The 14,447-nt window shown below is 65.2% G+C and carries 13 protein-coding genes; 5 read left to right on the top strand and 8 right to left on the bottom strand.

Annotated elements, in window-relative coordinates; genetic code table 11:
• Positions 1–40 precede the first annotated feature (40 nt).
• The 4 genes from recR to dnaX form a co-directional block, all read right to left on the bottom strand.
• Positions 41–655 carry a recombination mediator RecR gene (gene recR / locus ACFMO3_RS04420; RefSeq protein WP_376789227.1) on the bottom strand — a complete coding sequence of 205 codons (615 nt, stop codon included), beginning with the start codon at positions 653–655 and terminating at the stop codon, positions 41–43.
• A gap of 190 nt (positions 656–845) precedes the next feature.
• Positions 846–1,973: a trans-sulfuration enzyme family protein gene (locus ACFMO3_RS04415; RefSeq protein WP_376789226.1), complete on the bottom strand. Its 1,128-nt coding sequence runs from the start codon at positions 1,971–1,973 to the stop codon at positions 846–848.
• Between the two features lie 105 nt (positions 1,974–2,078).
• Positions 2,079–2,408 (bottom strand): YbaB/EbfC family nucleoid-associated protein, encoded by a 330-nt coding sequence (locus ACFMO3_RS04410; protein WP_376789225.1) that lies wholly within the window; start codon positions 2,406–2,408, stop codon positions 2,079–2,081.
• 47 nt (positions 2,409–2,455) lie between these two features.
• Complete coding sequence (gene dnaX, locus ACFMO3_RS04405) at positions 2,456–3,979, bottom strand: DNA polymerase III subunit gamma/tau (RefSeq protein WP_376789224.1); 1,524 nt, start codon at positions 3,977–3,979, stop codon at positions 2,456–2,458.
• A gap of 418 nt (positions 3,980–4,397) precedes the next feature.
• Between dnaX and ACFMO3_RS04400 the strand changes: the two genes are divergently transcribed.
• On the top strand, positions 4,398–5,327 hold the full coding sequence (locus tag ACFMO3_RS04400; RefSeq protein WP_376789223.1) for an MBL fold metallo-hydrolase: 930 nt from the start codon (positions 4,398–4,400) through the stop codon (positions 5,325–5,327).
• A 25-nt stretch (positions 5,328–5,352) separates the two neighbouring features.
• Here the strand turns inward: ACFMO3_RS04400 and folD are convergent, their stop codons facing one another.
• Entirely contained in the window at positions 5,353–6,267 is a 915-nt protein-coding gene (gene folD / locus ACFMO3_RS04395) for a bifunctional methylenetetrahydrofolate dehydrogenase/methenyltetrahydrofolate cyclohydrolase FolD (protein WP_376789222.1), read from the bottom strand.
• A 122-nt stretch (positions 6,268–6,389) separates the two neighbouring features.
• Positions 6,390–7,328 (bottom strand): SPFH domain-containing protein, encoded by a 939-nt coding sequence (locus tag ACFMO3_RS04390; RefSeq protein ID WP_376789221.1) that lies wholly within the window; start codon positions 7,326–7,328, stop codon positions 6,390–6,392.
• A 263-nt stretch (positions 7,329–7,591) separates the two neighbouring features.
• On the opposite strand from ACFMO3_RS04390, the gene ACFMO3_RS04385 reads away from it, so the two are divergent.
• The 4 genes from ACFMO3_RS04385 to ACFMO3_RS04370 all read left to right on the top strand — a co-directional run bounded on the left by ACFMO3_RS04385 (position 7,592) and on the right by ACFMO3_RS04370 (position 12,981).
• Positions 7,592–8,275, top strand: coding sequence for a uracil-DNA glycosylase (locus ACFMO3_RS04385; RefSeq protein WP_376789261.1), 684 nt, complete (start codon positions 7,592–7,594; stop codon positions 8,273–8,275).
• A 256-nt stretch (positions 8,276–8,531) separates the two neighbouring features.
• Positions 8,532–11,129, top strand: coding sequence for a transglycosylase domain-containing protein (locus ACFMO3_RS04380; protein WP_376789220.1), 2,598 nt, complete (start codon positions 8,532–8,534; stop codon positions 11,127–11,129).
• Between the two features lie 142 nt (positions 11,130–11,271).
• Positions 11,272–11,949: a glycerol-3-phosphate acyltransferase gene (locus ACFMO3_RS04375; RefSeq protein WP_376789219.1), complete on the top strand. Its 678-nt coding sequence runs from the start codon at positions 11,272–11,274 to the stop codon at positions 11,947–11,949.
• Between the two features lie 192 nt (positions 11,950–12,141).
• Positions 12,142–12,981 carry a DegV family protein gene (locus tag ACFMO3_RS04370; RefSeq protein ID WP_376789218.1) on the top strand — a complete coding sequence of 280 codons (840 nt, stop codon included), beginning with the start codon at positions 12,142–12,144 and terminating at the stop codon, positions 12,979–12,981.
• Between the two features lie 66 nt (positions 12,982–13,047).
• On the opposite strand, the gene fbp is transcribed toward ACFMO3_RS04370, so the two are convergent.
• Together fbp and ACFMO3_RS04360 are read right to left on the bottom strand one after the other, a co-directional pair.
• Positions 13,048–14,199, bottom strand: a complete 1,152-nt coding sequence (gene fbp, locus ACFMO3_RS04365) for a fructose-1,6-bisphosphate aldolase/phosphatase (protein WP_376789217.1) — start codon at positions 14,197–14,199, stop codon at positions 13,048–13,050.
• 68 nt (positions 14,200–14,267) lie between these two features.
• Positions 14,268–14,447 (bottom strand): DUF4058 family protein (locus ACFMO3_RS04360; protein ID WP_376789216.1); only part of this gene is annotated, 180 nt, incomplete at its 5' end.

Raw genomic sequence — 14,447 nt, 5'->3', positions numbered from 1 at the left:
AGGCGGTTCCCCAGCCTCTCTGCGGCCCGAGGGGTGATCGTTATCCCATCTCCTGACGGCCCTGAAGGGCGCGGACCAGGGTGATCTCGTCGGCGTATTCCAGGTCGCCCCCCACCGGCAGGCCCCGGGCCAAGCGGGTGATGCGCATCCCCAACGGGGCCAGCAATCGATGGATGTAAACCGCAGTGTTCTCGCCTTCCAGGCTGGGGTTGGTGGCCAGGATCACCTCCCGCGGGGCGTCGCGCTGCACCCGTTCCACCAGCTCCCGGATCCGGAGGTGCTCCGGCCCGATGCCATCCATAGGGGAGATCACCCCATGGAGGACGTGGTAGACCCCCCTGTATTCCCCGGTACGCTCGATGGCCAGCACATCCAGGGGCTCCTCCACCACGCAGATCACCCCGTGATCGCGGCGTTCATCCCGGCAGATCGCGCATGGACTTTCATCGGTGATGTTGAAACAGACCTCACACAGGCGAGTCTGCTGCTTCAGCTCCCGCAGCGCCTCCGCCAGGGCCATCACCTCCTCGTCTGGCGCTCGCAGCAAATAAAAGGCCAGACGGGAGGCTGTCTTCGGCCCGATCCCGGGCAGTTTAACCAGGGCCTCAATTAAGCGGGCAACGGGAGGCGGGGTAATCGTCGGTAACGGGCGCATATGGACTCACTCATCCGATCGAATGAGAAAATCGGCGTCTCTCCACCCACCACCTCATTTTCATCATAGCACAGCCATGGACCCCAGGCTTTATCCTTCGACACAGACAGGAGGTGTGAGGAAGAAGGCAGGGACACCCCCCGCAGCCCCCCGGCCGGGGGCTTTTGCCCCCTGCACCGAGCGCCGCCCCTTATCGGAGCGTTCCCAGGGCCTGATCCAGATCTTCGATGAGATCGTCCGGATGCTCCAAGCCGATGGACAGTCGAAGGAGATTATCCGGAGTAGTGGTCTCGGGGCCTTCGATGGAGGCCCGATGCTCGATGAGGCTCTCCGGGCCGCCGAAGCTGGTGGCCCGGGTGAACAGCCGCACCCGGGTTGCCACCTGGAACGCGGCGTCCCGTCCTCCCCGGACCTGAAAGGAAACCATGCCGCCAAACAAGGCCATCTGCCGGGCGGCTACGGCATGGCCGGGATGCCCGGGCAGGCCCGGATAATGCACGGCCTCCACCGCGGGGTGCTGCGTGAGGAAAGCGGCGACCCGCATCGCGTTCTCGCAGTGCGCTCGCATTCGATAAGGCAATGTGCGCAGGCCCCGCAGGATCAGCCAGCTCTCGAAGGGCGACAGAACCGCACCGCCGGTGATCTGGATCTCCCGCAGGCGTCGCGCGAAATCGCTGTCTTCTTTCAGTACCACAACCCCGCCCATCGCATCGCCGTGTCCCCCCAGGTATTTGGTGGCCGAGTGCACCACGCCATCCGCTCCGAGGGCCAGAGGGCGCTGAAGGACTGGGGTAGCCAGGGTGTTATCGCAGATGCAGAGGGCGCCGACCGCATGGGCCATGGCGGCCACCCGGGCGATATCGGTGATGCGCAGCATGGGATTGGATGGCGTTTCCACCCAGATCAGACGGGTATTCGACCGGATGGCGGCTTCTACAGCCGAGGGATCTGTCAGATCCACAAACGAGATGGAAATCCCCCAACCGTTGGCGATCTCGCGGAACAGGCGGGCGAGGCCGTGATAGAGATCCCGAGGGGCGATCCCATGATCCCCGGGAGAGAGGGTTTGCAGAACCGCAAAGGCCGCTGCGGAGCCGGAGGCGAAAGCCACCGCCACCGCGCCTCCTTCCAGGGCGGCCATGGCCTCCTCCAGAGCCTCGCGGTTGGGATTCCCATGACGGGTGTAGATATAGCCGCGGGGATAGCTTCCATCGGCCGCCCGCTCGAAGGTGGTGGAAAGATAAAGCGGCGGCGCGATCGCCCCGGTGGTTGGATCGGGGCGAGCGCCCGCATGGATCGCCAGGGTCTCCAGACGCATACCCGTGCTCCGGGCTCCCGTTGGCCATCGGTGTGAGAGGCGGCGGAGGAAACCGCCTGCTACACTCACCCCTCTGACCCCGGGCCACAGCGGATTGCACTCGCTCTACAGCAACCCGCTCAGGCCCATCTGGCCTGCGAGGGCATTCAGCCGCTCCGCCGCATAGGTCTGGGACTGCTCGATCGCCTGATTGATGGCGGCCACCAGCAGATCCTGAAACATCTCGATGTCTCCGGAGGCGAGGAGCGCCGGATCGATCGTGATGGAACGGACGCGCTGATCCCCCGTGATGACCACGGTGATCGCCCCGCCGCCGGCAGTCACAGTCAGCGTCTCCTGAGCGAGCGCCTCCTTGGTCTTTACCATCTCCTCCTGAAGTCGCTGGATCTGCTGGAGGAGTTGCATCGGATTGCTGGGCAAATGTCCTTTTGCCATGGAGGAGCTCCTGAAGTCGGGGATGGATTAGAAGCCGGTTTCGCCCTTCACTCCTCCTCAACCTGTGCCCCGAGGTCTTCCACCGCCCGACGGATCAGCGGATCCTCCAGGGCGGGGCGACTCCGACGGGTTTTCCGCGCCACAATGTTTTGAATGACTACAGGGAACCCAAATGTGTGGCTTAGGATATCTTCCACCAGAGCCTGGGCCCTGGTCCGGGGGTCCTGGAATTTGTCCCGCAACAGTTCGGAGGGCCAGGCCAGAATCACAGTGTTCCCCTCCACGCCGTGCAGGGCACACGATTTCAGCAGCGCTTCAGTAGGCAGGCTTTGGGCTCGAACTGCCTTCAGGATGCTGGCCCAGCGCTCCCGGAGGGCCTCCAAGGTCAGAGTCCCAACTCCCGCTCCGGTTGCCGGAGCGGGGGAAGAGGGCGGCGGAGATGACGTCCCGGCGGCCGGAAGGGAGGGAGCCACCCGGGCAGCCCGAGCTTGCTGACATGCCAACGTCGCTTCGATGAAGGCCAGCTCCAAGGCCAGCTGGGGCTGCCACGCTGTGCGCATGTCCGAGGCCGCCCCGGTGAACAAACGGATGAGACGGGGGAGGGCCTCCGGGGGTAACGCACGGGCATGCCGCTGCGCCGCCGCCACCTGCTCGGCGGGGAGATCCAGAGCCCCGGTATTTCCCCACTGGATCCACATCACCGTTCGTAGGTGTTCCACCAGTTGACGGGCCAGCTGCTGCGGGTGGGCGCCTTCCTCCACCGCCTGGGCGATCAGTGTCAAGCCCCGGGCTGTCTCGTTCTCCCCCAAGGCCTCCACAATCTGCCCAACCAAATCCCAGCGTCCGGCTCCCAGGGCGCGCTGGACCCGTTCCACAGTAATCGGCTCCTCGTCAGCCGCCAGCTGGTCCAGCAAGGTGACCGCGTCCCGAAGGCTGCCGGCGGCCTGACGGGCGATCCAGGTCAGGGCTTCCACCTCCGCCCTCAGCCCCTCGGCGGCTACAATCGCCTCCAGGCGCCCGGCGATCTCCGCGGTGCTCAGCCGGCGGAAATCGAACCGCTGGCAGCGCGAGAGGATCGTGGCCGGGATCCGGTGGGGTTCCGTCGTCGCCAGGACAAAGATCACATGCGGCGGGGGCTCCTCCAGGGTCTTGAGGAGGGCGTTGAACGCCTCGGTGGTGAGCATGTGGGCCTCGTCGATGACGTAAACTTTGTAGCGGGCCTCGTTGGGGGAGAACCGAACCCGCTCCCGGAGATCCCGGATCTCATCAATGCCCCGATTGGAGGCAGCGTCGATCTCAATGAGGTCGATGAGACGGCCCTCGTTAACGGCCTGGCAGATCCGGCAGTGATCGCAGGGACGCTCCTCAACAGACTCGGCCAGGCAATTCACCGCCTTCGCCAGGAGGCGCGCCGTGGTCGTCTTGCCAGTCCCTCGTGGACCGGCAAAGAGATAGGCGTGAGCGATGCGGCCCAGGCGCAGGGCGTTGCGCAGGGTGCGGGTCACATGCTCCTGGCCGACCACCTCTTCGAAGCGTCGGGGGCGCCACTTGCGGTAGAGGGCGAACGGCATCAGCGGTCCCACTCCGGAGTTCTGCCGGTCTGGCCGGGATTATAGCCGAGGCCCCCGAAATGGGCAATGATCCGGCGCAGGGAAGGGATCGAATCCGGGCATCCCGGGGGACAGCCGCTGCCGGATGCAAGCCTGGCCGATGTCCTGAGAGCCCGGGGAAGATCGGGCCCTCGTGACCGGCCTTGAGCCTTCGGGGCATTTGCGCTAACATTGAACCCCAGCTAAGGAGAGGGCGGGAGCAAAGCCCATCGCGCGCCATGCCCTCTGGGCGCTATGGCCTCCATACGCCCTGGGGTCGGCCGGACCCAAGCGCCTCCGGGAACAGCGGGACTTCGGTCTGTGCGCTCACGCCGTGAAGCGGCGAGGGACAGGCAACAACTGGAGCTGGAAGCACTCTGAAACGGGTGGACGATCGACTATGGCGCTGGAGGAGAAGCCCCCCCTTTCGCTGGAATCCCGTATATTTGTTGAAGATCGACTGTATTGCTCCACCGTAGGGGCTGTGCGGACAGAGCAAGGATGGATTTGCATCGATACGCCGGCCGATCCGTTGCATGCCGCCTGGTGGCGGCAGACCCTAAAGACCATTGCTCCTCTTCCGATCCTCGCCGTGATCTATACCGACGCAAACCGGGATCGGGTTCTTGGGACCGCTGTTCTCCTGGAGGGGCGCCCGGGCTTGGTCATCGCGCATCATCAGGCCTTCGATCGGATCAAAAGCCACGGGGAGGTGGGGCGCCAGCAGGTCATTGACACGTTGATCAACCTGGGTCAGAGCGAAGCGGCAGGGCTTTTGAATCGAACCCCCCTCGTGCTGCCGAACTTGACTTTCGCAGATCGCCTGATCCTGCACTTCGGCTCACCGACGCTGATCCTGGAACATGTGGATGGAGCCTCGCCGGGTCAGATCTGGGTTCGAATCCCAGAGCATGATGTGGTGTTCGTCGGTGATACCGTGACGCTGAACGCGCATCCCAATCTGAGCGAAGCGGATCTGGAACGCTGGATGGAACAGATCCGGCAGCTACATGCCGGACGGGTGGCTCGTCACATCGTTCCCGGGCGAGGCCCGTTGGTGGAACCGAAAGGAGTCTCGCCCCTCCTCAATTATCTCAGGACCCTGCTGAAACGAGTGAAGGCCCTGGCGGGAAGCCGTCGGAAGGTCGAGCTGGGTCCGCTTGTGAATGAATTTATGAATTACTTCCCCGTTCCCGAGCATGAGCGAGAGCGGATCCAGCGTCGGATTCGCCTTTCGATCGAGCGCCTGCTAGACCTTTACGCCGAGGAGAAGAGGGTGAAAACCAGGAAAGCGGCAACAGCGAAGGCCGGATCGCGGAAGAAACCGTGATCCGCCGAAGTGGCCCCAGGGTTGTTCAGCCCTCTATCGGCTCCAGCCATGGCGATGCGGATCCTTCCACCTGACGCTGGGCCGCCTTCAGGGTGTTCACCAGCAGCATCGCCACGGTCATCGGCCCCACCCCTCCCGGGACGGGAGTGAGGGCAGCGGCGACGGCGGACACCTCCTCAAAGACCACATCGCCGACCAGCCGGTAACCCCGCGGGACCTGGGGATCCTCGACCCGGTTGATTCCCACATCGATCACCACCGCGCCGGGCCGCACCATTTCTCCCCGGATAAGACCCGGGCGCCCGGCCGCGGCGATGAGAAGGTCGGCCTGGCGCGTCAGCGCGCCCAGATCCGGCGTCCGGGAGTGACAGATCGTCACCGTGGCGTCCAGGCGGAGGAGCAAGAGGGCCATAGGCAGCCCCACAATCCGGCTGCGCCCCAGGATCACCGCCCGGCGGCCGGCAATCGGGATCCGAGCTTCCTGAAGCATGGCCAGGATCCCCAGCGGCGTGCAGGGGATAAAGTAAGGATCCCGCCCCTTCAGCCCCAGACGGCCGATGTTCAGCGGATGAAAACCGTCCACATCCTTCTCCAGTGGGATCGCGCTCAGGATCTCCTCTTCGTCCAGGTGGGACGGCAACGGCAGCTGTATCAGGATCCCGTGGACTTCCGGGTTGCGAGCCAGCGTTCCCAGCAGTTCCAAAACGGTCTCCCGCTCCACATCCGCCGGCAGATCGTAACGGAAGGTGCGGATGCCCACTGCGGCGCAGGCGCTTTGTTTCGCCTGCACATAGGTGAGGGAGGCCGGATGATCGCCGATGAGGACCGTCGCCAGGCCCGGGACCTGACCCGTGCGCGCTCGGAACGCTTCCACCTGAGCCTTCACCCATTCCCGCCATCGAGCCGCCATGGCCCGCCCGTCCAGGATGCGCGCCGCCATGAGTAGATCCCCTCCCTCCGTTGGGACTTTAGGACCGGTGGGCCCGGCCCCAGGGAACCTTCTTCCTGGGCGAGTGGAGCATAGAAAAACCCTTCGGCTGTCCATGCTCCCGTCGAACGCTCTCAACGGGAGGGCTCGCTGTTCTCCGGGGAACGCGGGGAGCCTGCATTCCCAACCAGGTTCGAGAGCGGCGTGATCAGTCGGGTGAATTCCATGGGGAAGACGAACTTGGTGGCCGGGCTGGCCCCCAGCGCTTTGAGGGCTTCCAGGTATTGCAGGGTCATGGTGTTGGCATCGAGGGTGCGGGCGACGCTGAAGATGCGCTCCAGCGCCATCGCGAAGCCCTCGGCGCGCAGGATCTGGGCCTGGCGCTCGCCCTCCGCCCGCAGGATAGCCGCTTCCTTCTCCCCCTCCGCCTTCAGGATGGCGGCCTGCTTTTCGCCCTCCGCGACCTTCACCGCCGCCTCCCGCTTCCCGTCGGCCTCGGTCACCAGGGCGCGGCGGTTGCGCTCTGCCGACATCTGCCGGGTCATCGCCTCCAGCACATCCCGTGGCGGCTGGATCTCCCGGATCTCCACCGCGGTGACTTTCACCCCCCAGCGCTCGGTCACCTCGTCCAGCTTCACCCGCAGGGCCTGGTTGATGTATTCCCGCTTCGCCAGCACATCATCCAGCAGGATGTCGCCGATGACCGCCCGCAGGGTGGTGGTGGCGATCCCTACAGCGGCAGAGACAAAATCCCGCACCTGCACCACGCTCTGGACCGGATCCACTACCCGCCAGTAGATCAGGAAGTCAATGCCGATGGGGGCATTGTCCTTCGTGATGGAAGTCTGCTGAGGGATCTCCCGGAACTGCTCCCGCAGATCCACGGTGATCGCCCGATCGACGATGGGGATCAGCAACACCAGCCCTGGCCCCTTCGCCCCGATCACCTTCCCCAGGCGGAGCACCACCAGCCGCTGGTATTCTGGAACGATCCGGATCATGGAGCCGAGAAGGGCCAGCAGGATCAGGCCGCCACAGACCAGAAGCAACAGGAGAGAGACAAAGGTCCCCATCATAACCTCCTTTATTGCGATTCTGGATTAGAATCCATGCGCAGGCACCGGCGATCCCCGAAAGAGGAGAGCCGGTCTGGAAGCCAGTCCCGTACCAGAGCGATCATCCGGAAGATCCGCGACGGGATTGGCCGGGTTGCTTACCAGTTTAATTGAAATCCCTTCCCTTCATAGCTCTCTGGGCCTGGAGAGGAGAGGGCCGGCCGCTTCCGGCAGCTGGCCCCGCTCCAAAACCCCTTCGGAGGGGATAAAGGGTGTGCTTCCTGCCGGAATCGCTGGATCAGATCGCCCGGGATGTGATTCAGTGCCGCCGGTGTCCCCGCCTGGTGGCCTATCGGGAAGCCGTCGCCCGGATGAGGCGGCGGCCGTTCCCGGATTGGGACTACTGGGGCCGTCCAGTCCCCGGGTTCGGGGATCCCCAGGCCCGCCTGCTGGTGGTCGGGCTGGCGCCTGCCGCCCATGGGGCGAATCGGACCGGGCGGATGTTCACCGGGGACAGCTCGGGGGATTTCTTGATGGCGGCCCTTTATCGGGCAGGCTTCGCCAATCAGCCCACCTCCATCCATCGGGAGGACGGGCTGGTTTTGCAGGATGTCTATCTCACAGCGGTAGTACGTTGCGCACCCCCGGGCAATCGCCCCTCCCGCGAGGAGTTGGCCAACTGCCGGCCCTACCTGATCCGCGAGCTCCAGGCCCTTCCCCGAATCCAGGTCGTGGTCGCTTTGGGACAGATCGCCACCGAGGGCCTTCTGGCCGCCCTTCGCGCCCTGGGGTACGATGGGCCCCGCCCGGCCTTCCGCCACGGGGGGCTCTATCCGCTGGGCGCCGGATGGCCTGTTCTGATCACGTCCTACCATCCCAGCCGCCAGAACACTCAAACCGGGCGGCTCACACCGGAGATGTTCGATGCGATCTGGGCGCTCGCCAGACAGGTTTTACATGAGTGAGGAAGCACGGCGGGGGCCACGACGCGCCGCCCCTGCAGCGCCTTGGCCATCCTATCCTTCCCGGTGGAAATCGAACACGATGGGTGAGCGCTGGCTGCATCCGAGCGGAGATGCCTACGAAACCACCGGCGGGCGGGGGTCTGGGTGGGATCGCCCCCATCGGATCCCTCCGCAGCCACCAGCGGGGGGGCCGCCTCGGCTTCCCCTGCGACCTCCGCAGCCTTCGGCCCCGGCGCGGCGTCGCCCCTGGAGCCGGATGATCCTTTCTGCCCTGCTGATGCTGTGGCTCCTGGGGATGGCAGGGGGCGTGGCAGGCCTGGCCGGCTACGTCTACGTCGCCATGCAATTACCCCCTCCGGAAACCCTTCAGGAGCGGGCGCTGAATCTCTCCACTTCCTTGGTGCTGGTGGATCGGAACGGAGAACTGCTCGGGGAGATCGCCGATCCTCAGAGCGGCCGCCGGCAGCTGGTCCGTCTCTCAGACATCTCGCCGTGGCTGATCCAGGCTACCGTGGCAACGGAGGATCCCCGGTTCTGGCAGCATCCCGGATTCGATCCGATCGCCATCGCCCGCGCGATCTACCAGGCTGTCCGGGAAGGGGAGGTAGTGAGCGGCGCCAGCACCATCCCGCAGCAGCTGGTGCGGAACCTGCTGATCTCCCCCGAGCGCACCCTGCGGCGCAAAATCAAAGAGGCCGTGCTGGCCGCGGAGATCACCCGGCGTTACCCCCGGGAGCAGATCCTGGAGATTTATCTTAATACGATTTATTACGGAAACCTGGCTTACGGTGTAGAGGCCGCCGCCCGCACCTATTTCGGGAAATCGGCGAAGGACCTCAATCTGGCGGAGGCTTCTTTCCTGGCTGGTCTCCCCCAGGCCCCGGCGCTCTACGATCCCTTCACGCCGGAGGGCCGGGAGCGGGCCCTGCGGCGCCAGCGGGATGTCCTGCGCCTGATGGTCGAAGCGGGGCTCATCACGCCTGAGCAGGCAGAGGCGGCCGCGCGGGAGATGGCAGTCCGGGAGTTCGCGAAACCTCCCCTCGCGTCGCCGGCGCCCGAGGCTCCCCACTTCGCCCTCTATGTGCAGCAATGGCTGGAGCAGACCTTCGGCCTCAACGCCCAGGCCCTTCATCGGGGCGGCCTGCGGGTGGAAACCACCTTGGACCTCCGCCTCCAGCGGATGGCCACTCAGGCCCTACGGGCACACCTGGAAAAGCTAAAGGACAAAAACGTCCATAACGGCGCGATCGTGATCCTGAATCCCCACACCGGCGAGATCCTGGCCATGGTGGGGAGCCCAGATTACAACGACGCCGAGCATGGTGGCCAGATCAATATGGCCCTCATCCCCCGCCAGCCCGGCTCCTCGATTAAGCCGCTGACCTATCTGGTGGCCTTTGAAAAGGGCTGGACCCCCGCCACGTTGATCTGGGATGTGCCCACGCGCTTCCCCGACGGGCCGGGCCGGTTCTATGAGCCGGTCAACTACGATCGCCGCTTCCACGGCCCGGTGACGGTTCGCTATGCCCTGGGGAATTCCTACAACATCCCGGCGGTGAAAGCGCTGGCCTTCGTCGGGCTTCCGGCCTTCCTCCAGCGCGCTCGCGACCTGGGCATCACGACCCTGACCCGGCCGGATTACGGCCTCTCCCTCACCCTGGGGGGCGGGGAGGTGCCGCTTCTGGAGATGGCCGGCCTTTACGCGGCCTTCGCCAACGGAGGCCGCCGCATCCCGCCGGTCCCGGTCCGGAAGATCACCGACGCCTTCGGCCACGTGCTCTACGCCTACACGCCGCCGCCGGGCCAGCCGGTGATGCGGCCGGAGCATGCGTACCTGATCACCCACATCCTCTCCGACAACGAGGCCCGCCGGGCGGCCTTCGGGCCCAATAGCCCACTGAAACTCTCCCGGCCCGCGGCCGCCAAGACCGGGACGACCAACGACTTCCGGGACAACTGGACATTGGGCTACACGCCGGACCTGGTGGTCGGGGTCTGGGTGGGGAACACGGACAATTCCGAGATGAAAGGGGTCACCGGCATCACCGGCGCGGCCCCGGTTTGGCATGATGTGATGGAGGAAGCCCACCGCATCCTGAACCTGCCCCCCCGAGAATTCCAGCGGCCCCCGGGGATCATCGAGCGGGAAATCTGCCTGGATTCCGGCACCCAGCCCTCCCCTTATTGCCCGCCGGATCGACGGCGGATCGAGCTCTTCGCCGCTGACCAGCCTCCGCCCGGGCCCGAGCACGACCTGTGGAAGAAAGTGGTGATCGATGGGGCCACCGGGCTGCTCTACACCGAAGGCTGCCCCGGCCCGCCAATCGAACGGGTCTTCTATGTGATCCCGGAGGAGGGACGCTGGTGGGCGGAACAGCGTCAGATCCCCCAGCCCCCTACCGAGGTCTGCACGGTCGCGATCCCCGAGGTGATCATCCGGTGGCCGAACGAAAGCACCGTGGTGCGCGGGATAGTCCCAGTGCAGGGGACCGTGTGGATCCCCGATTTCGCATATTACAACGTGGAATGGGGAATCGTGGGGCCGGAGGGCGTGTCCTGGCAATGGTTAAGCGGACCGCACCTGGCGCCAGTGCGGGATGGCCAGATCACAATTTGGGATGCCTCTCATCTCCCCACCGGATGGTATGCCCTGCGAGTGACGGCCTTCAATCATTCCGGACAGGCGTTTGTGGGGGAAGTCCGAACGTATGTGGACAATGGGATCGTGCCCACCTCCACACCGATCCCAACGGTGACCCCCAGCCCGACGCCGGAGCCTGTCCTGCCCACGCCCACGCCAGTTCCCACGCCGTTGCTTCCCCTCTTGCCTACGATTCCGCTGCCCCAGCCATAGAAGAACCTTCTGTTTTCCGGATGAACCAGGGCTCACAGAGATCTTCCCTGGCGGAGCGCCACACCGGTTGTATTCCCCTGCGCTTCCGCGTTATGCTTAGAGGGGTACTGGCCCTCAATTTCCAGAAGGCAGGGGGGTTATTATGCCGGATCTCGGATTTATTTTGTTGGGTTATCTCCTCGGTTCGATCCCCACAGCTTACCTCGCAGGTCGTCTCCTGCGCGGAGTGGATCTGCGGCATTGGGGCAGCCGCACCGTTAGCGGGACCGCAGTGTATTACCACGTGGCCCGCTGGGCCCTCTTCCCGGTCGGCCTCTTCGATGTCCTCAAAGCCGCCCTCCCCACCCTCGGAGCGCTGTCCCTGGGCCATCCGCGCGGGGTGGCGGTGGCAGCGGGGCTGGCCGCCGTCATCGGTCATAACTGGCCGGTCTGGCTGGGCTTCCATGGAGGACGCGGCATCGGCCCGTTCCTGGGGATGCTGGCCGTGACCTTCCCGGCCGGGGCCCTCTGGCTCCTTGGCGCGCTGGCCATCGGGCGTCTGTTGGGTGCCACCGCGATCATGGCCTTGCTGGCCATCGCCGGATTGCCCGCGCTGGTATGGCTGGCCGACGGACCCTCCGAGGTGGCATTCGGGGGGCTGGCCATGCTGGGGATCACGGTGATCAAACGCCTGGAGGCCAACCGGGAACCGCTCCCCCCAGATCCGGTGAAACGCCGGCAGGTGCTCTGGCGACGCCTCTGGCTGGACCGGGATACGGCTTCCTGGGAGGCCTGGATGTTCCGGCATCCAGGCGACCAGCACCGAATGTCCGCCGGGTGAGCGCTCCGTCGGTGGGCGGGTCCCGTAAGAAGGGGAGGAAGGGCCCTTTCTCAGGGATTCCTGAGGAACCCAGAGGACTCCTCCCGGGGGAAAGAAGGGCCTGCTCGCCAGCCGGCCGCGAGCGCGAGCACAAGGGTCGCGTGGAAAGATCCGGTCAAGCTCCCCACGCGTTCGCCTGCAGGGAGAAGCGCCATGGCGAAGATCGCAGTGGTTACCGATAGCGTGGCGTGCCTGCCCCCCGAGCTGGTGGAAGCCTATCGCATCCGCGTGGTCCCTGTTCGCATCCTCCTGGGGGAGCGGGTGTTCCGGGATGGCATCGATGTGACCGCCGAGCAGATCTACGAGTGGCAGCGCACAGGGCTCATCGCGACCTCTTCCCAGCCCTCCGTCGGGGATTTCCTGGAGACCTACCGGGAGCTGGCGAAGGAGGCCGAAGGAATTGTCTCCATTCATGTTTCAGCGGCGATGACGGGAACCTACAACGCGGCCCTCCTGGCCGCTCAGATGGTCCCCGAGGTGCCCATTCGAGTCATTGACAGTCAGGCCGCCACCATGGCTCAGGGGTTCCTCGTCCTGGAAGCGGCGCGGGCCGCCGGAGCCGGGGCATCGCTGGAGGAGATCGTCGCCCGGGTTGAGGCTCTCCGCCCCCGCCTTCGGTTCTTCGCCGTCCTGGAGACGGTGACCTATCTCATCCGGAGCGGGCGAGCGCCTGCCCTGGCCTCCCTGGCGGTGGACGTGCTGCAGATCAAGCCGATCCTGACCCTGCAAAACGGCCGCATCGAGGTGCTGGCGAAAGTTCGCACGCGACGCCGAGCGATCGAAGCCATGCTGGAGCGGATGGCCCAGGATGTGGGGGATCGTCCGGTCCATGCCTCGGTCTTCCACGCGGCCGCGCTGGAGGAGGCCGAGGCCCTGCGGCAGCAACTCCTCGAGCGGTTCGATTGCCGGGAGTGTTATCTCACCGTTTTCTCGCCGGTGATGGGCCTCTATGCTGGGCCGGGCGTGCTGGGGCTGGCATATTACACCGAATAGGGAGCGCATGAACCGATGGGGGCGGGCAGGGAAACCGCCCGCCCCCATCCGCCTTCAACTCATCCGCTAATCCGCCTCGGCCGCGCTGCCATCCCCGCCCGCGATGGCGGGATGGGGCTCGGGCAGGGGCTCCCAGCGGCCTACCAGGCGCTCGGCCACCTCGGGCAGCGTGGTGTATTCCATCTCCTCCATCGGCAGGCGGTGGGGCTCAAAAGGCCCGTGACGTCGGAAGTGATCCGCGATCACATTGCATAGCCGCCGCGCCTCATCGAAGGCGGGATCGTCGAACATATCCCGCGGCCCGATCAGCCGGCCATCGGCCAGCTGAAAGCCCAGGGCCACCACCCGTGGCGGACCATCGAAGCGGGTGCACTTAGCATATTGCAAAGGCACAGGCATCAGCGGTCCGTAGTGGGAGCCCCGCATCCAGCCCTCCACGATGTGCGGCATCGTGAAGGGCTCCAGGATCTCCCCCACCGCCGGGAAGATCCCCTGCGCCCGCACGATGCACACGGGGTCGTCCTTCCCCACGTAATGCCCGGCGATCAGAGAGAGGCGTTCGGTGGAAGAGACCGCCGCCATCTCCCCCTTCTTGGTGTAAACGGCCTTGATCATATACCGGCCCGGAGCCCCAATGAAGACCAGAAGATCATACATCTCCTCGGGGCAATTGAAGAAAATCCGCTTGTGACCCTTGACATCGTGAACCTCAAAGCGGAACCCTTCGTGGAGGGCAGGAGAGATCACCAGACCGGCCGTGTTGAAGGGATCTGCGAACATGCGGAACAGGGGTAAATTCCAGGCGCCGGCGGAGGTTTTGTCGGCCATGAAGACGATGATGGGCTCCGAGGGGCGCTCAACGAAGGACATCTCCGCCACCCCCGGCCCCATCCCCCGCACGTTCCCTGAGAAGGCGTCGGCGATGAGATCCTGGCCGGCTCCGTAAAGCTTCATTTCCTTGGCTTTCACAGTGCAGCGCTCAAACGTTTCCCAGGCCAGGCCGTGGACGATGGGGCTGTCGGTCCCATGGCGATGGGTCATGATGAGCTGCAGGTCGTCCCCGCACCAAGTCACATAGTAATCGATGATCACGCCCCGGCGCTGGGCCTCCTCCAGATGCTGGCGGGCCAGGGCCACCAGATCCGTGTGGATCCCGGAGTGGCCCACCATGCCCCCGATATCGGCTTTGATCACACTGATCGTGATCTCCCGGCTCATCGCGCACCCCCTATTCGAGATGTTCGGGAACCCATCGGGGATCGCCGGCGTCGCCGGCAGCCCCGGGGCTATCGCCTCCGGTATCCCTTCTCCCGAAGCAGAGTGGCGGCCCATTCGGCGAAGGGGGGTTCAAGAGGAGGGACCGGCTCCTCCTCATAGCGAACCCGGAGATCGTAAGCCGCCCGTTCATAAACAGTTTGAAGCAGGCGCCCCAGATCCACCTCCGGCTCCTCATCCCCAGGCAGCAG

The organism is Thermoflexus sp., assembly GCF_042408815.1.
GTDB lineage: Bacteria > Chloroflexota > Anaerolineae > Thermoflexales > Thermoflexaceae > Thermoflexus.
Note: the sequence above shows the minus strand (reverse complement) of the source record. Positions and strands in the feature narration are given on the sequence as shown.

Coding starts and splice junctions, on each gene's coding strand:
- recR (WP_376789227.1), bottom strand. CDS start 655: ATGCGCCCGTTACCGACGATTACCCCGCCTCCCGTTGCCCGCTTAATT.
- ACFMO3_RS04415 (WP_376789226.1), bottom strand. CDS start 1,973: ATGCGTCTGGAGACCCTGGCGATCCATGCGGGCGCTCGCCCCGATCCA.
- ACFMO3_RS04410 (WP_376789225.1), bottom strand. CDS start 2,408: ATGGCAAAAGGACATTTGCCCAGCAATCCGATGCAACTCCTCCAGCAG.
- dnaX (WP_376789224.1), bottom strand. CDS start 3,979: ATGCCGTTCGCCCTCTACCGCAAGTGGCGCCCCCGACGCTTCGAAGAG.
- ACFMO3_RS04400 (WP_376789223.1), top strand. CDS start 4,398: ATGGCGCTGGAGGAGAAGCCCCCCCTTTCGCTGGAATCCCGTATATTT.
- folD (WP_376789222.1), bottom strand. CDS start 6,267: ATGGCGGCGCGCATCCTGGACGGGCGGGCCATGGCGGCTCGATGGCGG.
- ACFMO3_RS04390 (WP_376789221.1), bottom strand. CDS start 7,328: ATGGGGACCTTTGTCTCTCTCCTGTTGCTTCTGGTCTGTGGCGGCCTG.
- ACFMO3_RS04380 (WP_376789220.1), top strand. CDS start 8,532: ATGATCCTTTCTGCCCTGCTGATGCTGTGGCTCCTGGGGATGGCAGGG.
- ACFMO3_RS04375 (WP_376789219.1), top strand. CDS start 11,272: ATGCCGGATCTCGGATTTATTTTGTTGGGTTATCTCCTCGGTTCGATC.
- ACFMO3_RS04370 (WP_376789218.1), top strand. CDS start 12,142: ATGGCGAAGATCGCAGTGGTTACCGATAGCGTGGCGTGCCTGCCCCCC.
- fbp (WP_376789217.1), bottom strand. CDS start 14,199: ATGAGCCGGGAGATCACGATCAGTGTGATCAAAGCCGATATCGGGGGC.